The 24,677-nt window shown below is 67.8% G+C and carries 26 protein-coding genes; 12 read left to right on the top strand and 14 right to left on the bottom strand.

Translation table 11 applies throughout. The annotated features are described in order from the left end of the window. Positions 1-21: 21 nt before the first annotated feature. From HZF05_RS17100 to ndhC, 3 genes are read right to left on the bottom strand one after another with little or no spacing between them, the layout of a single operon-like run. On the bottom strand, positions 22-681 hold the full coding sequence (locus tag HZF05_RS17100) for an NADH-quinone oxidoreductase subunit C (protein WP_160362997.1): 660 nt from the start codon (positions 679-681) through the stop codon (positions 22-24). Between the two features lie 9 nt (positions 682-690). After that, positions 691-1,245, bottom strand: a complete 555-nt coding sequence (locus tag HZF05_RS17105) for a NuoB/complex I 20 kDa subunit family protein (protein WP_160362998.1) — start codon at positions 1,243-1,245, stop codon at positions 691-693. Then, the gene (gene ndhC / locus HZF05_RS17110) at positions 1,236-1,613 is read right to left on the bottom strand and encodes an NADH-quinone oxidoreductase subunit A (protein ID WP_110154559.1); all 378 of its coding nucleotides are present in this window, start codon (positions 1,611-1,613) and stop codon (positions 1,236-1,238) included. The genes HZF05_RS17105 and ndhC overlap by 10 nt, the downstream gene beginning before the upstream one ends. Positions 1,614-1,776: 163 nt before the next feature. Here ndhC and HZF05_RS17115 point away from each other — a divergent pair, with 163 nt between their 5' ends. After that, on the top strand, positions 1,777-3,372 hold the full coding sequence (locus HZF05_RS17115; protein ID WP_160362999.1) for a glycosyltransferase family 39 protein: 1,596 nt from the start codon (positions 1,777-1,779) through the stop codon (positions 3,370-3,372). 91 nt (positions 3,373-3,463) lie between these two features. Here HZF05_RS17115 and HZF05_RS17120 read toward each other — a convergent pair whose 3' ends face one another. The 8 genes from HZF05_RS17120 to HZF05_RS17155 all read right to left on the bottom strand — a co-directional run bounded on the left by HZF05_RS17120 (position 3,464) and on the right by HZF05_RS17155 (position 9,932). Further along, a complete protein-coding gene (locus tag HZF05_RS17120; RefSeq protein WP_160363000.1) occupies positions 3,464-4,276 on the bottom strand; it encodes an inositol monophosphatase family protein in 813 nt (270 codons plus the stop codon). A 194-nt stretch (positions 4,277-4,470) separates the two neighbouring features. Further along, entirely contained in the window at positions 4,471-5,034 is a 564-nt protein-coding gene (efp, locus tag HZF05_RS17125) for an elongation factor P (RefSeq protein ID WP_110154562.1), read from the bottom strand. 85 nt (positions 5,035-5,119) lie between these two features. Next, complete coding sequence (locus HZF05_RS17130) at positions 5,120-5,557, bottom strand: GFA family protein (protein ID WP_160363001.1); 438 nt, start codon at positions 5,555-5,557, stop codon at positions 5,120-5,122. A gap of 2 nt (positions 5,558-5,559) precedes the next feature. Next, positions 5,560-6,141 carry a M23 family metallopeptidase gene (locus HZF05_RS17135; protein WP_160363002.1) on the bottom strand — a complete coding sequence of 194 codons (582 nt, stop codon included), beginning with the start codon at positions 6,139-6,141 and terminating at the stop codon, positions 5,560-5,562. Further along, positions 6,138-7,190, bottom strand: coding sequence for a L,D-transpeptidase family protein (locus HZF05_RS17140; RefSeq protein WP_160363003.1), 1,053 nt, complete (start codon positions 7,188-7,190; stop codon positions 6,138-6,140). The genes HZF05_RS17135 and HZF05_RS17140 overlap by 4 nt, the downstream gene beginning before the upstream one ends. A 57-nt stretch (positions 7,191-7,247) precedes the next feature. Beyond that, positions 7,248-7,658: a hypothetical protein gene (locus HZF05_RS17145; protein WP_160363004.1), complete on the bottom strand. Its 411-nt coding sequence runs from the start codon at positions 7,656-7,658 to the stop codon at positions 7,248-7,250. Next, on the bottom strand, positions 7,655-8,344 hold the full coding sequence (thiE, locus tag HZF05_RS17150) for a thiamine phosphate synthase (RefSeq protein ID WP_160363005.1): 690 nt from the start codon (positions 8,342-8,344) through the stop codon (positions 7,655-7,657). The genes HZF05_RS17145 and thiE overlap by 4 nt, the downstream gene beginning before the upstream one ends. Positions 8,345-8,480: 136 nt before the next feature. After that, the gene (locus HZF05_RS17155) at positions 8,481-9,932 is read right to left on the bottom strand and encodes a leucyl aminopeptidase (RefSeq protein ID WP_160363153.1); all 1,452 of its coding nucleotides are present in this window, start codon (positions 9,930-9,932) and stop codon (positions 8,481-8,483) included. 222 nt (positions 9,933-10,154) lie between these two features. On the opposite strand from HZF05_RS17155, the gene HZF05_RS17160 reads away from it, so the two are divergent. The 4 genes from HZF05_RS17160 to rsmA all read left to right on the top strand — a co-directional run bounded on the left by HZF05_RS17160 (position 10,155) and on the right by rsmA (position 15,761). Beyond that, on the top strand, positions 10,155-12,482 hold the full coding sequence (locus tag HZF05_RS17160) for an LPS-assembly protein LptD (protein WP_246332059.1): 2,328 nt from the start codon (positions 10,155-10,157) through the stop codon (positions 12,480-12,482). Positions 12,483-12,601: 119 nt separating this feature from the next. Then, positions 12,602-13,945: a peptidylprolyl isomerase gene (locus tag HZF05_RS17165; RefSeq protein WP_160363155.1), complete on the top strand. Its 1,344-nt coding sequence runs from the start codon at positions 12,602-12,604 to the stop codon at positions 13,943-13,945. Further along, positions 13,942-14,937 carry a 4-hydroxythreonine-4-phosphate dehydrogenase PdxA gene (gene pdxA, locus HZF05_RS17170; protein ID WP_160363006.1) on the top strand — a complete coding sequence of 332 codons (996 nt, stop codon included), beginning with the start codon at positions 13,942-13,944 and terminating at the stop codon, positions 14,935-14,937. The genes HZF05_RS17165 and pdxA overlap by 4 nt, the downstream gene beginning before the upstream one ends. After that, the gene (gene rsmA / locus HZF05_RS17175) at positions 14,934-15,761 is read left to right on the top strand and encodes a 16S rRNA (adenine(1518)-N(6)/adenine(1519)-N(6))-dimethyltransferase RsmA (protein ID WP_160363007.1); all 828 of its coding nucleotides are present in this window, start codon (positions 14,934-14,936) and stop codon (positions 15,759-15,761) included. The genes pdxA and rsmA overlap by 4 nt, the downstream gene beginning before the upstream one ends. Positions 15,762-15,763: 2 nt before the next feature. Here the strand turns inward: rsmA and HZF05_RS17180 are convergent, their stop codons facing one another. The 3 genes from HZF05_RS17180 to guaB form a co-directional block, all read right to left on the bottom strand. Continuing rightward, positions 15,764-16,300 carry a tetratricopeptide repeat protein gene (locus HZF05_RS17180; protein ID WP_160363008.1) on the bottom strand — a complete coding sequence of 179 codons (537 nt, stop codon included), beginning with the start codon at positions 16,298-16,300 and terminating at the stop codon, positions 15,764-15,766. A gap of 31 nt (positions 16,301-16,331) precedes the next feature. Continuing rightward, on the bottom strand, positions 16,332-17,483 hold the full coding sequence (locus HZF05_RS17185) for an SAM-dependent methyltransferase (RefSeq protein ID WP_160363009.1): 1,152 nt from the start codon (positions 17,481-17,483) through the stop codon (positions 16,332-16,334). A gap of 117 nt (positions 17,484-17,600) precedes the next feature. Then, positions 17,601-19,058 (bottom strand): IMP dehydrogenase, encoded by a 1,458-nt coding sequence (guaB, locus tag HZF05_RS17190; RefSeq protein WP_160363010.1) that lies wholly within the window; start codon positions 19,056-19,058, stop codon positions 17,601-17,603. Between the two features lie 137 nt (positions 19,059-19,195). Here guaB and HZF05_RS17195 point away from each other — a divergent pair, with 137 nt between their 5' ends. The 7 genes from HZF05_RS17195 to HZF05_RS17225 all read left to right on the top strand — a co-directional run bounded on the left by HZF05_RS17195 (position 19,196) and on the right by HZF05_RS17225 (position 24,655). After that, positions 19,196-20,185 carry an alpha/beta hydrolase gene (locus tag HZF05_RS17195; protein WP_160363011.1) on the top strand — a complete coding sequence of 330 codons (990 nt, stop codon included), beginning with the start codon at positions 19,196-19,198 and terminating at the stop codon, positions 20,183-20,185. 42 nt (positions 20,186-20,227) lie between these two features. Beyond that, the gene (locus HZF05_RS17200; protein ID WP_160363012.1) at positions 20,228-20,932 is read left to right on the top strand and encodes a response regulator transcription factor; all 705 of its coding nucleotides are present in this window, start codon (positions 20,228-20,230) and stop codon (positions 20,930-20,932) included. Continuing rightward, complete coding sequence (locus tag HZF05_RS17205) at positions 20,922-22,505, top strand: sensor histidine kinase (RefSeq protein ID WP_343046913.1); 1,584 nt, start codon at positions 20,922-20,924, stop codon at positions 22,503-22,505. The genes HZF05_RS17200 and HZF05_RS17205 overlap by 11 nt, the downstream gene beginning before the upstream one ends. Before the next feature lie 106 nt (positions 22,506-22,611). Continuing rightward, entirely contained in the window at positions 22,612-23,037 is a 426-nt protein-coding gene (locus HZF05_RS21985; RefSeq protein ID WP_160363157.1) for an HPr kinase/phosphatase C-terminal domain-containing protein, read from the top strand. After that, positions 23,034-23,915, top strand: a complete 882-nt coding sequence (gene rapZ, locus HZF05_RS17215; protein WP_160363013.1) for an RNase adapter RapZ — start codon at positions 23,034-23,036, stop codon at positions 23,913-23,915. Before HZF05_RS21985 ends, rapZ begins: the two co-directional genes overlap by 4 nt. A gap of 60 nt (positions 23,916-23,975) precedes the next feature. Beyond that, complete coding sequence (locus HZF05_RS17220) at positions 23,976-24,383, top strand: PTS sugar transporter subunit IIA (RefSeq protein WP_160363014.1); 408 nt, start codon at positions 23,976-23,978, stop codon at positions 24,381-24,383. Continuing rightward, positions 24,380-24,655 carry an HPr family phosphocarrier protein gene (locus HZF05_RS17225; protein WP_160363015.1) on the top strand — a complete coding sequence of 92 codons (276 nt, stop codon included), beginning with the start codon at positions 24,380-24,382 and terminating at the stop codon, positions 24,653-24,655. The genes HZF05_RS17220 and HZF05_RS17225 overlap by 4 nt, the downstream gene beginning before the upstream one ends. Positions 24,656-24,677 lie beyond the last annotated feature (22 nt).

Consider the following 24,677-nt stretch of genomic DNA (forward strand, 5'->3'; position numbering starts at 1 on the left):
GCATCTCGTGGAGGTCGGCCATCACTTCTTCTCCGTGGCCGGTACGGGGGACGGAGCGCCCGGCGCCTGCGGCGCCTTCTCGTCACCCGGCAGCATATATTGCGCGCCTTCCCACGGGGAGAGGAAGTCGAAGCTGCGGAAATCCTGCGCCAGCTGCACCGGCTCGTACACCACGCGCTTCGCCTCTTCCGAATAGCGCAGTTCGACATAGCCCGTCATCGGGAAGTCCTTGCGTAGCGGATGGCCGCGGAAGCCGTAATCGGTGAGGATGCGGCGCAGATCGGGATTGCCGTCGAACAGCACGCCGATCATGTCGTAAACCTCGCGCTCCAGCCAGCCGGCATTGCGCCACAGGCCCGTCGCCGACGGCACCGGCTTCGCCTCGTCCGTCTGCACATGGACGTGGAGGCGGTGGTTCTTCGTCAGCGACAGCAGGCAATAGACCACCTCGAAGCGATCCTGCCCGCGATCGGGATAGTCGACGCCCGCAATCTCCATGAGCTGCTGATATTCCAGCCCCTTGGTGTCGCGCAGGATGCCGAGCGCGGTGGCGGTCGCCTCGCGCTTCACATGCAGCTGGATCTCGCCGGCCTGCTCGAACGCATCGACCAGCGCATCGCCGAGTGCGGCCTTCGCCGCCTCGATCACGCCGTCATTGGTCGAGAATTTGGGATAGTTCATGGCCGTCCCTCAGCGCTCGACCGTGCCGACGCGGCGGATCTTCCGCTGCAGCTGCATGATGCCGTAGAGCAGCGCCTCGGCGGTCGGCGGGCAGCCGGGGACGTAGATGTCCACCGGCACGATCCGGTCGCAGCCGCGCACGACGCTGTAGCTGTAATGGTAATAGCCGCCGCCATTGGCGCAGCTTCCCATCGAGATGACGTATTTCGGCTCCGACATCTGGTCATAGACCTTGCGGAGCGCGGGTGCCATCTTGTTGCACAGCGTACCGGCGACGATCATCACGTCCGACTGACGCGGCGATGCGCGCGGGGCGGCGCCGAAGCGCTCCAGGTCGTAGCGCGGCATGTTGACGTGGATCATCTCCACCGCGCAGCACGCCAGACCGAAGGTCATCCACCAGAGCGAGCCGGTGCGCGCCCACTGGAACAGCTCCTCGGTCGAAGTGACGAGGAAGCCCTTGTCCTGCACTTCCGCCGACAGATCGTCGAAGAAAGCACGATCGGGCACCTGCCCCTCGGGCATGAACGGCGCGTTCGGATCGCGGGCGACTTCTACTCCCATTCGAGAGCTCCCTTCTTCCACGCATAGACGAAGCCGAGCACCAGTTCGGCCAGGAAGCCCATCATCGCGAACCAGCCGGTCCAGCCGATCTCCTTGAGCGAGACCGCCCACGGATAGAGGAAGGCCGCTTCGAGATCGAACACGATGAACAGGATCGCGACTAGGTAGAAGCGCACGTCGAACTGGGCGCGGCTGTCCTCGAAGGCCGGGAACCCGCATTCGTACTCGGCGAGCTTGTCGGTGGTCGGCTTGTGGCTGCCGGTGAGGCGCGAGACGACCATCGGGAGCACCACGAAGGCCGTCGAGAGAAGGAGCGCCACCCCCAGGAACAGCAGGATCGGGAGATATTGGGCGGCGACGGACGCCATGGCTTTCTCCGGAACGCAGGAACGGACCCCCGAAGAGGCCCCATTAACGGGGGCTGTCTAGGCCCGCTGCACCTGCGAAGCAAGGTGTCCAGGCGCTGAGAATGAATCGCAAAAAGGCGGTTTTGCTGGGGTTTTTAACCTGTCGGGGGATATCGCCCGTGGAATGAACCGGCTCCGCTCGCTTCCGCCCGCTCTGCTATGGGCGCCGCTGCTCGGGCTGGCGGCGCTAGCGCTGTCAGCGGCGACCGGCGGACTGTCGCACAGCTTCCTCGATCCGGACGAGTCGGCGCATTACGTCAACACGTTGTTCATCGCCGACTGGCTGCGCGCGGGCTGCCCCTCGCCGATGCCGTTCGCGCGGGATTTCTACGCGCATTTCCCGAAGCTCTCGATAGGCCACTGGCCGCCGGGCTGGTACGCGATGCTGGCGCCGCTGTTCGCGGTTCTGCGCCCCTCCCCGTTCGGCGCGGCGATCCTGTTGGCCTTCATCGCTGGCCTGCCCGCACTGACGATCGTCTGGGCGCTGGACCGTGTGGGTGCGAAGCGCTGGGGGATCGTTGCCGCCTTCGGCTACCTGCTGCTCCCGCTGGTCGCCAACGAGGCGCGCTATTTCCGGATCGACCAGCCGGTCGCGCTGGTCGCGGGCCTCGCGGCGATCGCCTGGTTCCGCGCGACAGAAAAGCCGGGGCTGTGGCGCTACCTGCTGTTCGGCGCGCTCACCGCCTTCGCGACGCTGACCAAGGGCAATGGCGCGCTCGCGGTGCTGATCCCCGCGCTCGACATCGTGATGGCGGGGCGCTGGCGACAGCTGGCCGACTGGCGACTGTGGACTGCGGCGGTTGCGACGCTGCTGGTCGTGGCGCCGTGGTATTATGTGTCGTTCAAGATTTCGGCGGGCGGCTTCAATTACACCCCCGGACCGGCTTACGCGTGGCTGTCGCTGAAGACGGACGGTGCCGCGCTCCTCGATACGCTGGGCTATGTCGGCCTGCTCGCCGCATTGCTCGGCGCCATGGCGGGCTGGCAGGAGCCCCTCTTCCGGCCAATCGTCCGCCTGTCGATCGCGGCCATCCTCGCGACATTGCTGTTCCAGGCCGCGATCCCGGTGGCGCTCGAGGACCGCTACGTGCTGCCGGCGATTCCGTGGCTGGTGGTGCTGATCGCGATCGGACCGGTAGCGACGGCGGAACGCAACCCGATCGGCGCGATCGTGCCGACGATCTTGATCCTCGCGGCGCTCATGCCGTTTGTCGCGGATCTGATCCGACAGCCGCCCAAGCCCGACATCGGCGCGCCGGCCATCGCGGTGCAGATGCAGTCGGCTCCCGGCATCTGGCTGATCGACGGCCGCGCCGGCGGCGAAGGCGCGGCGATCGCCGAGGCGGCCTATGCCGATGACGGCCGCCGCGCGATCTGGGCGGCCCGCGCTTCCCAATGGCTTTCGACCAGCGACTTCATGGGCCGCGACTATCGGCTAAGCGTCCATTCGTCGGCCGAGGCGCGGGCGGTGCTGGATCGGCTGGGCGTGCGTGGCGTCGTGTCGGTGGCGGAGAAGGGGCAGCTCGCTTATCCGCACAGCAGGCTGCTGCGTGGAGCGGTGATGCTGCCGGGATTCGTCGGCGTCGATCAGCGTTTTCCGCGCGGCGCGGGCCGGAGTCTCGTCGCGGCCCGCCTGGTTCCGATCCGCGCGCATCCGGAGCTTCTGTCGTCCGGCAGCGGATCGGCCGACGTCGCCTCGATGACGAAGGCTTTCCGCTAAAGCCAAATCGTCATCCCGAGGTGCGAAGCCCAGTGGCGATCCACATTCCACGCCATGGATTGCTTCACTTCGCTCGCAATGACGATCGAAATCAGCGCAGCGCGGCGGCCACGAGCTTGAGGAGGCGCGGGTGGAGGCTGTCGTTGGCGGCCAGCCACTGCTTGCGCTCGCGGGTCTGGTCGCCGCCGCGGAAGTCGGTGACGAAGCCGCCCGCCTCGCGGACCAGCAGCTCGCCCGCCGCGACGTCCCACATCTGGAGATCGGTTTCCCAGAAACCGTCGAAACGACCCGCCGCCACCCAGGCGAGATCCAGCGCGGCCGAGCCGAAGCGGCGGATGCCTGCGATTTCCGGGCCGACGGCGTTGAAGATCTTCTGCCACTCGGCGAAATCGCCATGGCCCCTAAACGGCGCGCCGGTGGCGAGCAGCGCCTCGGACACGTCGCGGCGGGAGGAAACACGAAGCCGACGGTCGTGCAGCCAGGCGCCCCGGCCCTTCTCGGCCCAGAAGCTCTCGTCGGTCAGCGGCTGGTACACCAGGCCCGCGACCAGCTCGCCCTTGCCGGACGGGCGCGGCTCCTCGACCGCGATCGAGATCGCGAAATGCGGGATCGAGTGGAGGAAGTTGGAGGTGCCGTCGATCGGATCGACGATCCAGCGCGGCTTGCTAGGATCGCCCTCGACCGAGCCGCCCTCTTCCGCGACGATGCCCCAGTCCGGACGCGCGTGCCGCAATTCCTCGAGGATCGTGCGCTCGGCGGTCCGGTCGGCGGCGGAAACGAAGTCCGCCGGCCCCTTGCGAGAGACCTGCAGCGCATCGACCTCGCCGAAATCGCGGCGCAGCTTCGGCGCGGCCTTGCGCGCGGCCTTCTGCATGACGGTGATCAGGCCGGAATGGGCAACCATGGTGTCTTCTCTCCCCCCTCCCTTTCAAGGGAGGGGCGTAATGGGTGAACCATGCCCCGCATGGTTCAGCGATGCCGGGGGCATCGCGACCCATTACGGGTGGGTGACGTCGGCCTCCCCAAGCGCGACGGCTATCGGGGCAGGCGTTCAAACCCACCCCAACCCCTCCCTTGAAAGGGAGGGGCTAGAGCGGATCAATCCGCGCGGCGGACGTAGGTCTGTTCGTAAACGTCGACGACGATCTTCGTCCCCGAACCGATATGCGGCGGCACCATCACGCGCACGCCGTTGTCGAGCAGCGCCGGCTTGTAGCTGGACGAGGCGGTCTGCCCCTTCACCACGGCATCGGCCTCGACGATCGTCGCCTCGACGGTGTCGGGCAGTTGCACGCTGATCGGCTCCTCGTCGTACAGCTCCATCACCACGTCCATGCCGTCCTGCAGGAAGGCCGCCGCATCACCGAGCAGATCGCGCGGCAGGTTGGTCTGGTCGTAGGTTTCCTTGTCCATGAAGGTCAGCATGTCGCCGTCCGCGAACAGGAACTGGAAATCCTTGGTGTCGAGGCGCACGCGCTCCACCGTCTCGGCCGAGCGGAAGCGGACGTTGTTCTTGCGGCCGTCGCGCAGGTTCTTCATCTCGACCTGCATGTACGCGCCGCCCTTGCCCGGCTGCGTGTGCTGGATCTTCACGGCGCGCCAGATGCCGCCTTCATATTCGATGATGTTGCCGGGACGGATGTCCACGCCGCTGATCTTCATTGCGACACCTGGTTTCTGTAGGATGGAAAAGAGCAGGCGCGGCCTGTAGCGCCCGACGGGCCGGCGGGCAAGTCAGCCCGGAATCTTAAGCCCGCATCGCGGCGGCGACACGCGCCTGCTGGGCGGGCGTGAACAGGCTCTCGCCCTCGCCGGGCAGTGTCTCGAAAGCCGGCACGCCCTCGGGCAGTGCGATCCATGGGTGCTTGGAGCGGACGAAGAAGTGGCTATCGGGGGCCAGCCGATCGGATTCGTCCAGCGTTCCGGCGCGCAGGAAGAGGATCTTGTCGCCGAACATCGGGTGTGTCGCCCAGAGCAGCACGCCGCAATGACCGCATTTCGTGCCGAACTCGTCGGTGACGGGCTCGCCCTCGGTCAGGGTCACGCGATCCTTCTCGATCATCGCGTTGACCGCGAATGCCGCGCCGGTGAGCGTCTGGCAATCGCGGCAATGGCAGCCGTTGATGCAGATCGGATCACCCTCCATCCGGTAGCGCACCGCGCGGCAATAGCATCCGCCGTCCATCGTCACTTCCCCGCCAGCACCGGATACGGATTGATCTCCTCGCCCTGCCACCAGCCCTCGCCTGGCGCCATGCGGTGGATCTCGAAATGGAGGTGCGGCGCGGAGGGCGCGGCATCGCCGGTCGAGCCGACCGTCGCGATCTGCTGGCCCGCCTTCACCGCCTGCCCTTCGACAAGCGTCGGCGCGTAACGATCGAGATGGGCGTAATAATAGACGATGCCGCCATCCGTCGAACGTTCGTAGATAGTGGTGCCGCCGAGCTTGCTCTGGAACAATTTCTCGATCGTACCGTCCGCCGCCGCCAGGACCGGCGTGCCGGTCGGCGCCATGATATCGATGGCGTGGTGGACGCGGGTGCCGTCGCCGCGCGCCTCTCCCCAGTCGTCGTGCAGCGCGGAGGCCTGGACTCCCTGCACCGGCAGCACGAGCTTGCCGTGAACCGGCGCCGGCGCACGCGCCACCTGCGGCCCCGTCGTCGGCCCGCCCGCCCCGCTCCAGCCCGGTCCGGTGACGCGCACCATCGCCGCGAAGGCAACGATCCCCGCGAGGATTAGCAGCGCGACGATGATCCCGAAGCGGCTCATGGCTGGAAGATAGCAGGCGTCCCGGCTTTGACCATCAGCGAAAGCCGCGCTGCATCCCAGTTGGTCATCCGCACGCAGCCGTGGCTGGCGGTGCGTCCGATATTCTCCGGCACCGGCGTGCCGTGGATGCCGTAATGCGCCTTGTTCAGGTCCATCCAGACGACCCCCACCGGCCCGTTCGGCCCCGGCGGCAGCATCGCCGATTTTTCGCCCGGCGAGGCATCCCAGAACAGCTTGGGATTGAAGTGGAACTTGGGATTGTAATCGAGCACCATGATCTTCCAGGTGCCGATCGGCAGCGGATCGTGGCTGCTCCCCGTCGTCACCGGAAACTGGGCGAGCAGCTTGTCCTGCGCGTCATAGACGGACAGCGTCTTGTCGGTCTTCGAGACGACGAGATGGTCCGCCTGCGGCTGCGAGCTGTCGACATTCAGTCCCGCGAGTGTCTGCTTGTAGCCCTCGGGCAGATTGGCGGGATAGTCGCGCCCGGCCGTCACCACGTTGGGCACCTTGATCTTCGCGCCCGCCGTCACCGGCGTGTCGGGGGAGTTGAGCGCGATCAGCACCGCGTTGGTGGTGTGGTAGCGTTCGGACAGCATCTCCAAGGGATTGGAGTAGCCGAGCACCGGCAACTTCGCCTGCGCATCCTCCTTCTTCGGGATCGGGCCGACGAACTGACCGGCGAGATCGGCGTCGGTCAGCACGATTTCACGCACCGGCTGGGTGGTATTATATTGATCGAGCGCCGCGCCGGTGCGCTTGTCGATCTCGCCCGTCGCAATCACGCCATTGGCTTTCTGGAAGCCCGCGATGGCGCGTTTCAGGCCGGCACCCGCCTTACCGTCGATCACGCCCGGCGAGAAGCCGAGATGATCGAGGATCACCTGCGTCTTCATGATGTTGAGATCGGGGCCGGGTTTCGGTTTGGGCGGCGCGGGCTTCGGCACCACCTTCGCGGGCGCCTTGGCCGGAGGCTTCGGCGCGGCGGCGAGCGGCCCCGCCAGCATCACCGCCATAGCGCCCAGAGCGATCGAACGGACCCGTACCATGCTCACCTCTCGTCATCGTGACGGAGGAGTAACGCCCTGTCGCCGCTCAAATATCCGTCATGCTCGGTTCAGCCGGCCGATCGGCGCGCGCGGCCGGGCCTGCGAGAGCGCCAGCGCGATCAGCGCGACGCCCGCGAAGAAGATGTAAAGGCCGAAGCGCTCACCCATCGCCGCCAGTGTCGCGATGCCGCCCAGCACGGCAGCGCCGACATAGCCGCGCGGTACCACCAGCGGCAGCCGGATCGTATCGACGGTGCGGATCGGCCCTTGGCTACCGGCCGGCTGGCGCAGCCGCTTCGCCACCGCCGCCAGGAAGGCCAGCGCGCACGGCACCAGCGCGATCGCCGTCGCCAATGCCGCCCAGCGCAGCGAAAGCGGGCGGCCGTCCTGCTGCCAGTCCAGCCACGCGCCCGCGCCGTCCACCGCGACCGCGCCCAGCGCGGCGAAGCGGGCAACGCGACGGATCATCCCCGCATCGCCCTGTCGAAGGCGGCGACGGCGGTCGCCGGGCCACCTTCCGCGTTCCAGATCGCGCCGCACACGGCAAGAAAATCGGCTCCGGCCTTCACCAGCGGCACGGCGTTGTCCGGCGTGATTCCGCCGACCGCTACGCAGGGCAGCTCGAACAATGTCGTCCACCAGCTCAGGATCGAGGGGTCGGGCCGCGCGTCCGAATCCTTGGTGATGCTGGGGTAGAAAGCGCCGAACGAGATATAGTCGGCCCCCGCCTCGCCCGCCTCCATCGCGAGATGACGGCTGTCGGCGGCGGAAACGCCGATTTGCGCGGCCGGTCCCAGCACCTGCCGCGCCTCGCGCACATCGTCGAGACCGTGCTCGAAATGCACGCCATCGGCACCCAGCCGCTTGGCGAGGCCGATCGACTCGCTGACGAGGAAAGCCACGTCGCGGTCCGCGCATAGCTTCTGGATCGGCTCGGCCAGCTTCGCGATCGCGTGATCGTCGATGCCGAGGAGCCGCAGCTGGAACGCGGCAACCGGCCCGCCGTCCAAGGTCGCGGCCAACGTATCGACGAAGGCCGGCGTGATCGTCGGCGGGGAGATCAGATAGAGCTGGCAGGCGGGGCGCCGGTCCTCGCTGTCGAAGCGATCGGCAAAGCGCGGGTCCAGCTTCAGTTCAGAATCCTCGATCTCCATGGGCGCGGCTCTAGACTCGCGATGGCGAGGTGGAAAGCCGCCGGAGCGTCGAGCCGATACGCAATGGGCGACGTGATGCGCCGAAGCCTCACTTGGCGTACCGGACCGGGAGGCGCGCGCCCGGTCCGGTGCCGAATCACGCCTCCAGATTGTCCGCCACGAACCTGTCGAGGATACGCACGCCGAAGCCGGTCGCGCCCTTGTCCCATGTCGCGCCGGCCTTGGCCGACCAGACCATGCCGGCGATGTCGAGGTGCGCCCACTTCACGCCGTCCTCGACGAAGCGCTTGATGAACTGCGCCGCCGTGATCGAGCCGCCGCCGCGCGGGCCGACATTCTTCATGTCCGCGATCGGACTGTCGATCAGCTTGTCGTACGCGTCGCCCAGCGGGAAACGCCACATCTTGTCGCCCGAGGTCTCGCCGGCCTTGAGCAATTTGTCGGCGAGCCCGTCGTCGTTCGAGAACAGGCCGCCATATTCGTTGCCGAGGCTGACGATCATCGCGCCGGTCAGCGTCGCGAGATCGACGATCGTCTTCACGCCGTGGGTCTTCTGCACCCAGGTGATCGCGTCGCACAGCACCAGGCGCCCTTCCGCGTCGGTGTTGATCACCTCGATCGTCTGGCCGGACATCGACGTCACGACGTCACCGGGGCGCTGGGCGTTGCCGTCGGGCATGTTCTCGACCAGGCCGCACACGCCGATGACGTGCGCCTTCGCCTTGCGTCCGGCGAGCGCCATCATCGCGCCCGCGACGGCGCCGGCGCCGCCCATGTCCCACTTCATGTCCTCCATGCCGGCGGCGGGCTTGATCGAGATGCCGCCGGTGTCGAACGTCACGCCCTTGCCGACGAAGGCGACCGGCTCTTTGTCCGCGCCCTTCCAGCGCATGACGAGCAGGCGGGCGGGCTTGCGCGAGCCCTGTGCGACGCCGAGCAAACCGCCCATGCCGAGATCGGCCATCTGCTTGTCGTCGAGCACGGTGATCTCGACGCCGAGATCCTTCAGCTTCTGACAACGCTCTACGAAGCTCTCAGGATAGATGATGTTGGCCGGCTCGGTCACCAGTTCCTTGGTGAAGGCGACGCCGTCGGCCAGCGCCTTCGCAGAAGCCCAGGCGGCCGCCGCGCCTTCGCCGGCACCGACGATAACGATCTCGTCGAGCTGCGGCTTCTGCGCGGCCTTCAGCTTGGTGCGATAGACGTCGTAGCGCCAGTTGCGCATCACCGCGCCGAACGCCAGCGCGGCGGCCCGGGCGCCGCTCGTCTTGTGACCCGAGAAATCGACGACGAGAGTCTTTTCCGAGGTCTGCACCTTGGCGATCAGCGCGCCGCCGGCCTTCTCATAGACCTTGTCCGAATCACCGTCGCCGAGGCCGACGAGCAGGATGCGGCCGTTGCCGGCATAAAGATCGGCCAGTGCGCCGGCCTCGCCCTCGAACTTTGCGGCCGCGGCGGCGCGGGCGATGAAAGCGGCATCGTCAGCGGAAAGACCAGCGAGTCGAGCGGCTTCCACCTTGCCGGCGGTCAGCGGAATGGCGAGGGCGTGCGGTCCTTCGGGGCGGCGGTCTGCGAAGCGGACGTTCATTGCTGTTATGGTCTCCATGATGGCGCTCCCGGCGCCTTGCCGCCGCATATGGCAAGCCGCCCGCCCCCGCGCTACCCCTGCAGCCCGGCGCAGGGCAGCGCGCGGGACATTGCGGAGCGGACGCTGCGGTGCGATAGGCGCTGGAAAAGCAAGGCCGTTCGGGCACCTCTTGGGGGACGTGTGGATTTCAGAAGCCCGAAGACCGTGTTGAACGCCCAGGGCATGTCCACGGCCCTGACGCTCGTGCTTGCGCTGACCGCGATGCCTGCGTTCGCACAGAGCACGCCGGACGCCAGCATCGGCGCGGGCGGCAGCTTCGGCGCGAGCGACAACGGCCGCCCCGCGCTGGTCGAACCGTCCACGCCGGCCCTGTCGGTCGAGGATGTGAACAAGCCGCTCGCCGACAACGAGGCGGCCTTCACCGCAGACCAGCTCGATTACGACACCGAGAAGCATATCGTCACCGCCACCGGCGACGTCCGCATGATCCGCCAGGGCAACCGGATGCGCGCCGACAAGGTGATCTGGAATCGCGACAGCGACGACGTCCACGCCTACGGCAACGTCGCGATCCAGAACCCGCAGGGCGACATGACCTACGCCCAGGATGCCGAGCTCACCGATTCGATGAAGGACGGCGTCGCGCAGGACATGCTGCTGGTGCTGGAGAATGGCGGGCGCATGGCGGCCGCCAGGGGCGCGCGCAAGGACGGCGTCTATACGCTCAACCACGCCGCCTACACGCCCTGCGACGTCACCACGAGCAAGGGCTGCCCCAAGGAGCCGATCTGGAAGATCACGGCAGCGAAGGTGGTCTATGACCCCAGCCGCCACCGCGTCTCCTATCGGGACGCACGGCTGACCTTCCTGGGCCTCCCGATCTTCTGGCTCCCCGCCTTCTCGCACCCGGACGGGTCCGGCGCGGGCGGCAATTCGGGCCTGCTGGTGCCGGACGTCAGCTACAACAGCCGCAACGGCATGATGTATGCGCAGCCGTACTACATCCAGTTCGCGCCCAATCGAGACCTGACGGTCACGCCCTACGTCTTCACCAGCGTCCTGCCCATGCTGAGCGCCGAATATCGCTCGCTGAGCGAGAAGGGCGCCTGGCGCGTCCAGGGCTATCTCACCGACTCGAGCCAGTCGACGACCGCAACCACCGGCGGATCGAAGAGCGTGCGCGGCTATATCGAGGCGAACGGGACGTGGCAGCTCAGCCCGAACTGGACGCTCACCGGATCGCTCCGCGCGGTGACCGACAAGACGTTCCTGCAACGCTACGATCTCAATTACGACGACACGCTGCGATCGGTGGTGAAGGCCGAGCGGATCGACGGAGACAGCTATCTTTCGATCGCCGGCTGGGCCTTCCAGACGCTGGTGCCCAACGTCCCCGGCTCCAATCTGGCGCAGGCCAGGCAGGGCCAGCAGCCGATCGCCATTCCCGCGATCGACTATCGCCGCCGGATCGGCGACCCGTGGCTCGGCGGCACGCTCACGCTGCAGGCCAACACGCTCGGCCTGATCCGTACCGACGGGCAGGACAAGCAGCGCGCCTTCGTCAGCGCCGAATGGCAGAAGTGGCTGCTGACCGGCATGGGCCAGCTCGTCACCTTTACCGCCTATGGCCGGGGCGACATCTATCATTCGGACCAGAACGACCTCACCCAGACGGTGGTCTATCAGGGCCATCCCGGCTGGGAGGGGCGCGGCATCGCCGCCGCCGCCGTGGACGTGCGCTGGCCCTTCGTCGGCGACGTGTGGGGCGGCACCCAGCGCATCACACCGCGCATCCAGTTCGCCGGCAGCCCCAGGACGCGCAACATGGCGATCCCCAACGAGGATTCGCGCGCGGTCGACCTGGAGGACACCAACCTCTTCTCGCTCAACCGCTTCCCCGGCTACGATCGCTGGGAGGATGGCGCGCGCATCACCTACGGCGTCGAATATGCGCTGGACCTGCCGCGTTTCTCTCTGCGGTCCGACATCGGGCAGAGCTACCGCTTCAACAACCGCGACAGCATCCTGCCGCCCGGCACGGGGCTTTCGGGCAAGACCTCCGACATCGTCGGCCGCGCCACCGTCCGCTACGGCAGCTTCGTCAGCGTGACGGAGCGGTTCCGGCTCGACAAGAACAGCTTCGCCATCCGCCGCAACGAGATCGACGCGACGCTGGGATCCGCCAACACCTATCTCCAAGTCGGATACCTGAACCTCAGCCGCAACATCGATCCGTCGATCGAGGACCTGCGCGATCACGAGGAGGTGCGGCTCGGCGCGCGGCTGGCGATCGGCAAGCGCTGGTCGCTGTTCGGATCGACCACGCTCGACCTGTCCGACGAGACGCAGACGGTCAGCGCGAGCCAGAGCCAGACGCTCACCGACCTCGACGACGGCATCGATCCGGTCAAATCGCGCGTCGGCCTCGCTTATGAGGACGACTGCTTCGAGGCGAGCGTCCAGTGGCGGCGCAACTATGCGGCCTTCGGCGATGCGCGCTACGGCAACAGCTTCCAGTTCCGGCTGGCATTCAAGAACCTCGGCCGCTAAAGCCTGCATTCATCGAGGACATGCCATGCCTCGCGGTGCCGATTTGCGCTTCCGAGGGGGAAGCCGGCACGGGCGACATGACGGGCGGGATTGAGAACGGCGTGATTTCCATAAAAGCTATGTTCAAGCCGCGGCTGGCGGCGCTTTGCCTCGCGGGCGCTCTCGCCCTGATCGGCCCCGGCCACGCCTTCGCGCAGGGTGACGACGACGACACGGCGGTCAGCAATCCGCTCAATCTGCCCAACGACGTGCAGATGTTCGGCAAGTTCGATCCGACGATCCGCAAGGCGACCGCGATCGTCAACGGCTTCATCATCACCGACACCGACGTCGACCAGCGCCTCAACCTGGTGCTCGCCGCCAACGGCCAGCAGGTTTCGGGCGACGAGAAGGATCGTCTGCGCCTGCAGGTGCTGCGCAACCTGATCGACGAGACGCTGGAGATCCAGGAAGCCAAGTCGAACGACGTCACCGTGCCGTCGTCGGACATCGATTCCACTTTCCAGCGGGTCGCCGCCCAGTTCAAATATACGCCCGACCAGTTCGCGGCCTTCCTGAAGTCGAAGGGCTCCTCGCAGGCATCGATCAAGCGCCAGATCGAAGGCGAGATGGCCTGGCAACGCCTGCTCGATCGCAAGGTCCAGCCCTTCATCAACGTCGGCGACGACGAGGTGAAGCAGGTGATCGCGCGCCTGAACGCATCGAAGGGTGCCAAGGAATATCATGTCGGCGAGATCTTCATCTCCTCGACCCCGGCGACGGACGCCCAGGCGCACGAAAATGCCGACAAGGTGTTCGAGCAGCTGAAGAAGGGCGGCAGCTTCGTCGCCTATGCCCGCCAATATTCGGAAGCCTCCACGGCGGCCGTCGGCGGCGATCTCGGCTGGGTCCGCGCCGAGCAGCTGCCCGATCCGATCGCGCAGGCGCTGCCGCAGATGCAGAACGGATCGGTCACGCCGCCGATCCAGGTGTCCGGCGGCTATTCGATCATCGCGCTGCAGGACACCAGGCAGGTGCTCACCTCCGATCCGCGCGACGCGCTGCTGAGCCTCAAGCAGATCACCATCAGCTTCCCGGCCGGCACCACCCAGGAAACCGCCAGCCCGCGTGTCGCCGCCTTCGCCGATGCGACGCAGAAGATGGCCGGCTGCGGCGCCGCCAAGGACGTCGCCGCCAGGTTCGACGGCAACATGGTCGAGAACGACAACATCAAGATCCGCGACCTGCCGCCGGCGCTGCAGAACCAGATGACCGCGCTCTCGATCGGCCAGTCGACCACGCCGTTCGGCTCCGTCGAGGATGGCGTGCGCGTGCTGGTGCTGTGCGGCCGCGACGATCCGCAGACCGCGAACGCCCCCTCCTTCGATGCCATCTACAATCAGATGGAGCAGGAGCGCGTCGATCTGCGCGCCCGCCGCTATCTGCGCGATCTGCGCCGCGATGCGGTGATCGAGTACCGATGAGCGTTGCCCCGATCGCCGTCTCGATCGGCGATCCGGCCGGGATCGGCCCCGAGGTGCTGGCCAAGGCTTGGGTGCGGCGCGCCCAGAACCGGCTGACGCCCTTCTTCGCGATCGGGGACCTGCGTTCGATCTCGACCGTATGGAAGGGACCGCTCCGCAAGGTCGACGGGCCGGCAGAGGCCGTCGCCTGCTTCGGCGAGGCGCTGCCGATCATGGAGGTGGAGGATGCCGGCGCGATCGTGCCGGGCCAGCCCAACATGCCGGGCGCGCGCTGCGCCATCGCCAGTCTGGAGATCGCGGTCGGCCTCGCGCGAGAGGGCGCGGCATCGGCGATCGTCACCGGGCCGGTCTCCAAGGCCGAGCTCTACGCGATCGGCTTCACCCATGCGGGCCAGACCGAGTTCGTCGCCGAGCGTTGCGGCGTGGCGCCGGGCAACGTCGCGATGATGCTCGCCGGGCCGACGCTGCGCACGGTCTGCATCACCACCCACGTGCCGCTGGCCCGGGTGTCGGAGCTGCTGAGCGTCGAGCTGGTCGTCTCCCGTGCCCGGGTGACGGCGCGCGGGCTCCAGCGCGATTTCGGCATCGCCGATCCGCGCATCGCCATAGCCGGTTTCAACCCGCACGCGGGCGAAGGCGGCTCGCTGGGCCGCGAGGAGATCGAGATCCTGCTGCCCGCGATCGAGCAATTGCGGGACGAAGGCATCGACATCGTCGGCCCGTTGGCGGCGGACACGATGTTTCATCCCCGCGCCCGCGCCCGCTACGATGCGGCGCTGTGCACCTATCACGATCAGGCGCTGATCCCGCTCAAGACGCTGCATTTCGACGAGGGCGTCAACATGACGCTGGGCCTGCCGATCGTGCGCGTCGCGCCCGATCACGGCACCGCCTTCGAGATCGCCGGCAAGGGCCTCTCCGAACCGGGCGCGACGATCGCCGCGATCCGCATGGCCGGCGAAGCCGCGGAGCGCCGCGCCGCCGCGTCATGAGCGGCCTCGCCGACCTTCCTCCGCTGCGTGAGGTGATCGCGAGGCACGGGCTTTCCGCATCCAAGTCGCTCGGGCAGAACTTCCTGCTGGATGGCCAGTTGCTCGATCGCATCGCGCGGGTGGCGGGCAATCTGGAGGCGCAGCGCGTCTATGAGGTCGGCCCTGGCCCCGGCGGCCTGACCCGCGCCCTGCTCCGCGCCGGTGCGACGGTGACGGCGGTGGAGCGCGATCGCCGGTGCCTGCCCGCGCTCGCGGAACTGACCGAAGCATCAGGCAACCGCCTGCGCGTGATCGAAGGCGATGCGCTGGAAATCGACGAGCAGTCGGAAGCGGGCGATGGCGCCCATATCGTCGCCAACCTACCCTACAATGTCGGCACCGTGCTGCTGGTCCGCTGGCTGGAGAGCGAGGCATGGCCGCCCTGGTGGGCTTCGCTCAGCCTGATGTTCCAGAAGGAGGTCGCCGAGCGGATCGTGGCGAAGCCGGGCACCGACGCTTATGGCCGCCTCGCCGTGCTCGCCCAGTGGCGCGCGGAAGCGAGCATCGCGCTCAACGTCCATCGCTCCGCCTTCGTGCCGCCGCCCAAGGTGATGTCGGCGGTGGTCCACCTCGTGCCCAAGGCCATGCCCGGGGGAGTGGATCCGGCGAAGCTCTCCGCGCTGACGGGCGCCGCATTCGGCCAGCGCCGCAAGATGCTGCGGCAAAGCCTGAAAAGCATGGCGGGAGCGCTCGACGCCTTGTCGACATTGGGCATCGCGGCCGAGCGTCGGCCGGAAACGCTTTCGGTGGAGGAGTTCGTCGCGGTCGCCCGCGCGCTCTCCTGAACTCAGTTCTTCTCCGGCACTGCCGACTGTTCCTGGCCCTTGGGGGGAACCTTGTCGCTGGCCTGGGCCGTCTGCACCGGAGCGGGCGGGCCCTTCGCGATCGCGGCGGCGAGCGTCGTCGCGGCCGGGCAGGTCGCGTTGCCGCAAATCTTCTGGACGCGCGCAAGATTGTCCTTCGCACGATCGACCGCGCCGCGCTGAACCAGGGCGCCGCCCTCGCCCGAAAGCGCCGCGACGTCGTTCGGTTCGAGAAGCAGCGCGTCCTTGTAGTAGCGGATCGCCTTGCCCGGCAGCTGCTGCGCCTGCGCGACCTTGCCCAACGTCACATAAGCGGCGCGGTTCTTCGGATCGGCGACCAAAGCTGTCTCAAGCGCATCGTTGGCGGCAACGAGATTGCCCGCAGCCAGCGCCGCCTCGCCCTGTTTCTGGAAGGTGATCGAGACCGGGTTGATCTGGTCGTCCGGCTTCTGGCCGAAACTTCCGCTCGACATCGTGAGCAGGCCGAGGGCTGCGGCAGAGGCAAGGGCGAGGAACCGCATCTGTTTCTCCGAAGGCGTCATTCCGGTTCTTCTAGCACGGCGCCTTGAGCCTCGCGACGAAAAACCCGTCGGTGCCGTCGTCCGATGGTGTGAGGCGCAGGCCGGGGCCGCGTTGCGAGCCGGCCGGAAGCGTGACGGGTTCTGTCCGCCAGCCTGGATGGCGCGACAGGAACGCCTCGACCTGCCCCGCCCCTTCCTCGTCGAGCAGCGAGCATACGACGTGGACCAGAGTTCCGCCCGGCTCCACCAGCCTGGCCGCGACATCCAGCAGGCGCGCCTGCAACGCCACGACGCGCGCCAGCCGCTCCGGCGTAAGCCGCCAGCGCGCCTCCGGGTTGCGTCGCCAGGTGCCGGTACCCGAACAGGGCGCGTCCACCACCACCAGATCGGCCGCGCCGAGCAGATCGCCAAGCGCCACGATCTCGCGCCCGCCGTCCAGCAGGCGGGTCTCGACGATGGTGATGCCGGCCCGCTCCGCGCGGGGTGCAAGGCGGGAGAGGCGCGCGCGATCGGCGTCGCAGGCGAAGATCACGCCGCGATCCTCCATCGCCGCCGCCAGGCCCAGCGTCTTGCCGCCAGCGCCCGCGCAGAGATCGACCACCTTCATACCGGGCTCCGCACCGCAGGCGAGCGTAACGAGCTGGCTGCCCTCGTCCTGCACCTCGATCAACCCGGCCTTATATTCGGGCAGCTGCTCGACCGCGCTGCCTTCGGGCATGCGCAGACCATCGCGCGCGTGCGGCGCCGGCACCGCGCCCACAATATCGATCTTGCCGGTCTTCAGGCGGTTGATCCGCAGATCGAGCGGCGCACGCTGGAGCAACCCCAGTCCGCCGAGCTTATCGCGCAACCACATCGGCACTTCGGCCGCCTCGGCGCGAGGCTCGTTGGCGGCGATCGGTAGAGGACCGTGGACCGATCCGTCGAACAGCAGCGCGAGTGCCGGATCCCCCTCCGCCAGTCCGATCATCGCCGCCCGCCCGGTTTCGGGGCGCTCGCCGGATCGCCGGATCGCGGCATAGACGAGGTCACGGACCGCGCGGCGGTCCTTCGACCCGGCGTAGCGGCGCGCCCGGAAGTATCGCTGGACGATAACGTCGGCAGCGGCGCCATTGTCGCGCGCACCGGCGATCACCTCGTCGAGAATGTCGATCGCCGCCTGTACGCGCGCCTGGGGAATCACGATTCAACCTCCAACCGTTCGGGCTGAGCCTGTCGAAGCCCTGCCCTTCCTTCTTCGCGTTCGGACAAGAAGGAGGACAGCCCTTCGACAAGCTCGGGGCGAACGGTGTTCAATGGTTCAGCGCGTCGGATAATTGGGCGCCTCGCGGGTGATCGTCACGTCGTGGACGTGGCTTTCCTTGAGGCCGGCATTGGTGATCTGCACGAAGCGGGCGCGCTCCTGCAGCTCCTCGATCGTGTGCGATCCGGTATAGCCCATCGCCGCCTTCACGCCGCCGACGAGCTGGTGGATCACGTCCTTGGCCGGGCCCTTGAACGGCACCTGCCCCTCGATGCCCTCGGGCACGAGCTTGAGCTGGTCCTTGATGTCCTGCTGGAAATAGCGATCGGCCGATCCGCGCGCCATCGCGCCGACACTTCCCATGCCGCGATAGGATTTGTACGCACGCCCCTGATAGATGAAGGTTTCGCCCGGCGCCTCCTCGGTGCCGGCGAGCAGCGAACCGACCATCACGGTCGACGCACCCGCCGCCAGCGCCTTGGCGACGTCGCCGGAGGTACGCAAGCCGCCGTCGCCGATCACCGGCACGCCGGACTTCTTCGCCTCCTCTGCCGCATCCATGATCGCGGTGAGTTGCGGCACGCCGATGCCGGCGACCACGCGCGTCGTGCAGATCGATCCCGGCCCGATGCCGACCTTGAGCCCGTCCGCGCCCGCATCGATCAACGCCTTGGCGGCCTCGGCGGTGGCGATGTTGCCGGCGACGACCTGCACATTGTTGGACAAGCGCTTCACCCGGTCCACCGCCCGCGCGACGTCCTTGTTGTGGCCGTGGGCGGTGTCGATGACGATCAGGTCGCATTCGGCGTCGATCAGCGCCTCGGTGCGCTCGAAGCCCTTGTCGCCCACCGTCGTCGCGGCGGCGACGCGTAGGCGGCCCGACGCATCCTTGGTGGCCGACGGGTAGGTGACGGCTTTCTCGATGTCCTTCACCGTGATCAGGCCGACGCAGCGATAGTCGCCGTCGACCACCAGCAGCTTCTCGATACGGCGCTGGTGTAGCAGGCGCTTGGCGTCCTCCGTGCCGGTGCCGAGCGGCACGGTGGCGAGGTTTTGCGCGGTCATCAGCTCGGAAACCGGCTGCTTGGGGTTTGCGGCGAAGCGCACGTCGCGGTTGGTGAGGATGCCGACCAGCTTGCCCGACGCCTCGGTGACGGGGATGCCGTTGATCCGGTGGCGCGCCATCAATTCCTGCGCATCGGCCAGCGTCGCGTTCGGCGCGATGGTGATCGGATTCACCACCATGCCGCTCTCGTAGCGCTTCACCGCCTTCACCGCCGCCGCCTGCTCCTCGGCCGTCAGGTTGCGGTGGAGCACGCCGAGACCGCCCAACTGCGCCATCACGATCGCCATGTCGGCCTCGGTGACGGTGTCCATCGCCGCCGACAATACGGGGATGTTGAGCGCGATGCCCTTGGTGACGCGCGTCTGGGTGTTCGCCATGCTCGGCAGCACTTCGGACTCCGCCGGCTGAAGGAGCACGTCGTCGAAGGTGAGGCCGAGGCGGATCTGCATGGGGGTCGAATCTTTCGCTGGGCGATGGGATTCGCACCCCTATAGGAGCGGGTCGGTTGCTTTTCCAGACCGTGCAGGCGCAGGAACAAAGCCGGGCGCGATGCGATGACCCTGCGAACCGCCCGACGGGAGACCGGATGATCTTCGATCGACGCGCATTGCTGGCCAGCATCGCCGCCGCCGCCTCGCCCGTGACGCGGGAGGGCAAGCCGGTCAGCCTCGTCCCCACCGACCAGCAGACCAAGAAGCCGGCGTCGGCCACGATCAAGCTGTGGCCGGGCACCGCTCCGGGATCGCCGCCGCCGCCCGACCTGCCCGCGCCCAAGCTCCAGCGCGCTCCGGTCACGGGAGGCAAGGAGTATCGGCTGAAGGGCATCGCCGCACCGGCGCTGTTCGTTTACCGGCCCGCCGTGCCCAACGGCGTCGCGCTGATCGTGATGCCGGGTGGTGGCTTCAGCTTCCTCTCGGTGGAGAATGAGGGCAGCGCGCCCGCGACCTTCTACACCGATTTCGGCTATACCGTGTTCGTGCTGAGCTACCGCCTGCCCGGCGAAGGCTGGACGAACCGCGCCGATGCACCGCTGCAGGATGCGTTGCGCGCGATGCGCGTCGTGCGATCGCAGGCCAAGGCCTACGGCATCGATCCGGAGGGGGTGGCCGTGCTGGGCTTCTCGGCGGGCGGCCATGTCGCGGCGAGCCTTGCCACGGATCACGCCACGCCGCTCTACGTCCCGGTAGATGCGGCGGACAAACTCTCTACCAGGCCCGCGGCCGTGGGGCTGATGTACGCCGTCACCACGATGAAGCCGTTCGAGACCCGCTCGGTCTCGCGCGCCAATCTGCTCGGCCCCGATCCCTCGGCCGAAGTCGTCGCCCGCCGGTCGCCGCTCTCCCATATCGGCGCGAGTACGCCGCCCTGCTTCGTCGGCTGCGCGCTGGACGATCCGATCGTGCCGCCCTTCTGTTCGATCGACTGGCTCGCCGCCTGCCAGGCCGCCAGGGTGCCGGTGGAGGGGCATTTCTTCGAGAAAGGCGGTCACGGATTCGGGCTTCGCCTCTCGACGGACAATCCGGGGGCACTGTGGCCGGAGCTGTTCCGGCTATGGCTGGGCAAGCACGGGCTGTAAGGTCGCATTTGCCCAAACGCGCGGCTCTGCTAGGGATCGCGCATGTCCGCCTCCATTGCCCTCGTCGACGACGATCGCAACATCCTGACCTCCGTTTCGATCGCGCTGCAGGCCGAGGGCTTCACGGTGCGCATCTATTCGGATGGCGAGGCCGCGCTGAAGGCCTTCGCCGAGAATGCGCCCGACCTCGTCGTGCTCGACATCAAGATGCCGCGCATGGACGGGATGGAGGTGCTCCGCCGGCTGCGCGAGAAGAGCCAGGTGCCGGTGATCTTCCTCACCAGCAAGGATGACGAGCTGGACGAGGCACTGGGCCTCGCCATGGGCGCCGACGACTATATCGCCAAGCCCTTCTCGCTGCGCCTGCTGATCGCCCGCATCCGCGCGATCCTGCGCCGCACCGACGCGCGCATGGCCCCGGCGCCCGAGGAGGACATGCCCGCCGAGATGCTCGAGCGCGGACGGCTGGAGATGGACCCCGCCCGCCACAAGGTCCGCTGGGGCGGCGAGGAGGTCGTGCTGACCGTCACCGAATTCATGATCCTGGAGGCGCTGGCCCAGCGCCCCGGATTCGTGAAGTCGCGCGATCAGCTGATGGACGCCGCCTACCAGGACGACGTCTATGTCGACGATCGCACCATCGACAGCCACATCAAACGCCTGCGCCGCAAGTTCCGGCAGGTCGATCCCCAGTTCAAGGCGATCGAGACACTCTACGGGGTGGGATACCGCTTCGGTGAGGAATGATCCCCTGCCGCGCTCGCAGCGCGCCGACCCCGACGACAATCCGCTCACCTGGTCGGCGCGCTGGTCGCTGACCAGCCGCATCCTGGCGGTCAACATCTTCGCGGTGGCGATGCTGGCGGGCAGCTTCGCCTATCTCGACAGCTATCGCTCGCGCGTATCCGAGGAGCGCATCGCCGCCGCCGAGGATGATGCCCAGATGATCGGCACCGCGCTCGCCGCCGTCTCGCCTGAAAAGCGCGCGCTGCTCGCCACGAAGCTGGCGCTGTTCGAAGGCGAACGCGTGCGGGTCTATGACGCCTCCGGCAAGCCGGTCCTCGACAGCTGGCGCAACGGGCCGATCACCTACCAGCTTATCGATCCCGAGACCCAGCCCTGGCAGAAGCACGCCGCGCGCGCGATGGACAAGGCGTTCGACCATATCGTTGGCGCCGATCGCGTGCCGCGTTTCGAGGAGCCCGCCGTCGACACTCTCGATGCGTGGCCGGAGGCGAAGCTCGCGGCGGCGCATCCAAACCGCGTCTATTCGATGCGCCGCAACGCACCGGACCGCACGCCGGTGCTTTCCGCCTCGGTCGCGGTGCCCGGGGTCGGCACGGTCCTCACCACCGACAATGCGCGCGACATCACCCGGATCGTCCGTGCCGAGCGCTACGCCATCGGGCTGGTGATCGGCGGGGTGCTGATCGTCTCGGTGCTGCTCTCGCTGTTTCTGGCGCGGACGATCGCGCGGCCGCTGCGCCGGCTGGCGCTGGCTGCGCACCGGGTTCGACTGGGCCGCGCGCGAGAGGTGGTGGTGCCACGCCTGCCCTCGCGCCGCGACGAGATCGGCCTGCTCGCCCGTGCGCTCTCGGACATGAGCCAGGCGCTGCGCCGCCGGATCGACGCGGTGGAGGCGTTCGCCGCCGACGTCTCGCACGAGCTCAAGAACCCGCTGGCCTCGCTGCGCTCCGCGGTGGACAGCCTCGGCGTGGTCAAGGACCCGGCGCTGCAGGAACGGCTGCTCGACATCGTGCGCGACGACGTGATCCGGCTCGATCGCCTGATCACCGACGTCGCGGAAATCTCGCGCCTCGACGGCGAGCTGTCCCGCGCCCGCTTCGAGGCGGTCGACCTCGGCCCGCTGGTCGAGGGCATGGTCGCGGCGCGGGACGATCGTGGCCGCAACGGCGACGTGCGCGTGGCGTTCGCGCGGCCCTATGTCGATACCGCCGTGGTGTTCGGCGATCCCGCCCGCCTGGCCCGCATGATCGAGAACGTCATCGACAACGCCGTCTCCTTCTCGCCGCCCGGCGGGCTGGTCGAGGTCAGCGCGATCGGCATCGGGGACATCGTGCTGATCGCCATCGAGGACGAAGGCCCCGGCGTACCGCCGGACAAGCGCGAGAGCATCTTCCGCCGCTTCCACACCGACCGCCCCGACGCCGAGAAGCCCGCGCGCCATTCCGGCCTCGGCCTCGCCATCGCCAAGGCGATCGCCGACGGGCATGACGGCACCGTCGAGGTGCGCGACCGCTCGGACGGCCGCAGCGGCGCGCATTTTCTCATCACCCTGCCGAGAGCGCCCGAGGCATGATACGGAAGGGCGATCATCCCAATCCTCCACCGCCGGGGGGAGGATTTGGTAAGTCTCGATATGCTGTAGTGGTTTCCGCCACCCACGTCGAAGCGGATCAGCACGCATCATGACCCAGCTATCCTCCGATCTCCTTCACGCCTCATGTGTCGCGATCGCGGGACGGGCGGTGCTGCTCGCGGGTCGCTCGGGCACCGGCAAGTCGGATCTCGCGCTCCGCCTGATCGATCGCGGCGCGGTGCTGGTGTCCGACGACTATACCGAGTTGCGCCGGCGCGATCGCAAGCTGTTCGCCACTCCGCCCACCCGGATCGTCGGCAAGATCGAGGTGCGCGGCGTCGGCCTCGTCGACATGCCGCACCTCGACGAGGCCGAGGTGGCGCTTCTGATCGATCTCGACGGCGAGGTGGAGCGCATGCCCGAGGCGCGCACTCGCCGGCTGGCGGGGATCGACGTGCCCGCCGTCGCGCTCGCCCCGCTCGAGGCTTCGGCCCCGATCAAGATCGAACTGCTGCTGAAAACGCTGCCGTGAGCGGGGACACGCATCATCGTCGCCTGATCCTCGTGACCGGCATGTCCGGCGCCGGCAAGTCGACCGCGGTGCGAACGCTGGAGGATCTCGGATGGGAGGTGGTCGACAACCTCCCGCTGATGCTGCTCGATCGCCTGCTCGACGCGCCAGCTCCGCCCGGCGCCGACGGCGAGGACCAGCCGCTCGCCGTCGTGGTGGACAGCCGCACGCGCGGTTTCGATCCGGACCGCATCGTCGCGCGGATCCAGAAGCGCCGCGATCAGGGCGACGATGTCGGCATCCTGTTCCTCGATTGCACGGGCGCCGAGCTGGTGCGCCGCTATTCGGAAACGCGCCGCCGCCACCCGCTCGCGCTTGACCGTCCCGCCGAGGACGGGATCGCGCGCGAACGGGAATTGCTGCACCCGCTCCGCCAGGTGGCCGACCAGCTGATCGACACCACCGACCTCAACGTCCATACGCTTGCGCAGGAGCTGCGCGGCCGCTTCGCCACGCCCGAGGCCGGCACGACCATCTCGCTCATGTCCTTCGGCTTCGCGCGCGGCGTGCCCCGCAACGCCGATCTGGTGCTGGACATGCGCTTCCTGCGCAATCCGCACTGGGATCCGACGCTCAAGCCGATGACGGGGCTCGATCGGCCCGTGGCCGATTATGTCGCCGCCGATCCCGCTTATGCCGAAGCGCTCGATCGCATCGACGGGCTGCTGGCCCTGTTGCTTCCGCGCTACGCTGCCGAAGGAAAGAGCTACGTCACCGTCGCGTTCGGCTGCACAGGCGGCAGGCATCGTTCGGTCCATGTTGCCGAAACGATAGGCAGACGGTTGCGCGACCGCGGATTTTCGCCCACCATCCTTCACCGCGATCTGGTCCGAAACTGAGAGGCCGGACGCACGGGAGCGAAGGGTGACCGCGGAGAAGGGCCAAACTCGGGTGGATCGATGATCGGTTTGGTGCTGGTGACGCACGGACGCCTTGCGGCGGAATTCGTGACCGCGATGGAGCATGTGGTGGGACCGCAGGAGGCGATCGTGCCGATCTGCATTGGGCCGGAGGACGATATGGAAGGCCGGCGCAACGACATTGCCGAGGCCATCAAGTCGGTCGATACCGGCGACGGCACCATCGTGCTGACCGATCTGTTCGGCGGCACGCCTTCGAATCTCGCCATTTCGCTGATGAAGTCGGACAGCGTGGAGGTGATCGCCGGCATCAACCTGCCGATGCTGATCCGCCTCGCGTCGGCCCGTCGCACGATGAAGATCAAGGCCGCCGTCGCCGCCGCGCGCGACGCGGGCCGCAAGTACATCTCCGTCGCATCGGATCTGCTGGGAGAAGCCGCCGCGTGACACAGCCCGTCAGCCAGACCGTCCAGATCACCAACAAGCGCGGCCTGCACGCGCGCGCCTCTGCCAAGTTCGTGACGCTCGCCTCCGGCCAGCCGGCGGCCGTGGAGGTGGAGAAGGACGGCTCGAAAGTGGCCGGCACCTCGATCATGGGGCTGATGATGCTGGGCGCCGCCAAGGGCGACCATGTCACGATCAGCGCCGAGGGCGAGGGTGCGGTGGAGACACTTGCGGTGCTGGTCGAACTCGTCGAGAACAAGTTCGGCGAGGAGTAACAGCCGCCTGCCGCACCCACTC

The sequence above is a fragment of the Sphingomonas chungangi genome, assembly GCF_013778325.1.
GTDB classification, from domain to species: Bacteria; Pseudomonadota; Alphaproteobacteria; order Sphingomonadales; family Sphingomonadaceae; genus Solisphingomonas; species Solisphingomonas chungangi.

What these genes read in the sequence shown, in the direction of transcription:
- thiE (WP_160363005.1), bottom strand. Translation starts at nt 8,344, where the DNA reads ATGGAGATCGAGGATTCTGAACTGAAGCTGGACCCGCGCTTTGCCGAT.
- HZF05_RS17140 (WP_160363003.1), bottom strand. Translation starts at nt 7,190, where the DNA reads ATGGTACGGGTCCGTTCGATCGCTCTGGGCGCTATGGCGGTGATGCTG.
- HZF05_RS17200 (WP_160363012.1), top strand. Translation starts at nt 20,228, where the DNA reads ATGTCCGCCTCCATTGCCCTCGTCGACGACGATCGCAACATCCTGACC.
- HZF05_RS17155 (WP_160363153.1), bottom strand. Translation starts at nt 9,932, where the DNA reads ATGAACGTCCGCTTCGCAGACCGCCGCCCCGAAGGACCGCACGCCCTC.
- HZF05_RS17145 (WP_160363004.1), bottom strand. Translation starts at nt 7,658, where the DNA reads ATGATCCGTCGCGTTGCCCGCTTCGCCGCGCTGGGCGCGGTCGCGGTG.
- guaB (WP_160363010.1), bottom strand. Translation starts at nt 19,058, where the DNA reads ATGCAGATCCGCCTCGGCCTCACCTTCGACGACGTGCTCCTTCAGCCG.
- HZF05_RS17195 (WP_160363011.1), top strand. Translation starts at nt 19,196, where the DNA reads ATGATCTTCGATCGACGCGCATTGCTGGCCAGCATCGCCGCCGCCGCC.
- HZF05_RS17115 (WP_160362999.1), top strand. Translation starts at nt 1,777, where the DNA reads ATGAACCGGCTCCGCTCGCTTCCGCCCGCTCTGCTATGGGCGCCGCTG.
- HZF05_RS17120 (WP_160363000.1), bottom strand. Translation starts at nt 4,276, where the DNA reads ATGGTTGCCCATTCCGGCCTGATCACCGTCATGCAGAAGGCCGCGCGC.
- efp (WP_110154562.1), bottom strand. Translation starts at nt 5,034, where the DNA reads ATGAAGATCAGCGGCGTGGACATCCGTCCCGGCAACATCATCGAATAT.
- HZF05_RS17180 (WP_160363008.1), bottom strand. Translation starts at nt 16,300, where the DNA reads ATGCGGTTCCTCGCCCTTGCCTCTGCCGCAGCCCTCGGCCTGCTCACG.
- HZF05_RS17160 (WP_246332059.1), top strand. Translation starts at nt 10,155, where the DNA reads ATGTCCACGGCCCTGACGCTCGTGCTTGCGCTGACCGCGATGCCTGCG.
- HZF05_RS17165 (WP_160363155.1), top strand. Translation starts at nt 12,602, where the DNA reads ATGTTCAAGCCGCGGCTGGCGGCGCTTTGCCTCGCGGGCGCTCTCGCC.
- HZF05_RS17100 (WP_160362997.1), bottom strand. Translation starts at nt 681, where the DNA reads ATGAACTATCCCAAATTCTCGACCAATGACGGCGTGATCGAGGCGGCG.
- HZF05_RS17135 (WP_160363002.1), bottom strand. Translation starts at nt 6,141, where the DNA reads ATGAGCCGCTTCGGGATCATCGTCGCGCTGCTAATCCTCGCGGGGATC.
- HZF05_RS17105 (WP_160362998.1), bottom strand. Translation starts at nt 1,245, where the DNA reads ATGGGAGTAGAAGTCGCCCGCGATCCGAACGCGCCGTTCATGCCCGAG.
- HZF05_RS17220 (WP_160363014.1), top strand. Translation starts at nt 23,976, where the DNA reads ATGATCGGTTTGGTGCTGGTGACGCACGGACGCCTTGCGGCGGAATTC.
- ndhC (WP_110154559.1), bottom strand. Translation starts at nt 1,613, where the DNA reads ATGGCGTCCGTCGCCGCCCAATATCTCCCGATCCTGCTGTTCCTGGGG.
- HZF05_RS17130 (WP_160363001.1), bottom strand. Translation starts at nt 5,557, where the DNA reads ATGGACGGCGGATGCTATTGCCGCGCGGTGCGCTACCGGATGGAGGGT.
- pdxA (WP_160363006.1), top strand. Translation starts at nt 13,942, where the DNA reads ATGAGCGTTGCCCCGATCGCCGTCTCGATCGGCGATCCGGCCGGGATC.
- rsmA (WP_160363007.1), top strand. Translation starts at nt 14,934, where the DNA reads ATGAGCGGCCTCGCCGACCTTCCTCCGCTGCGTGAGGTGATCGCGAGG.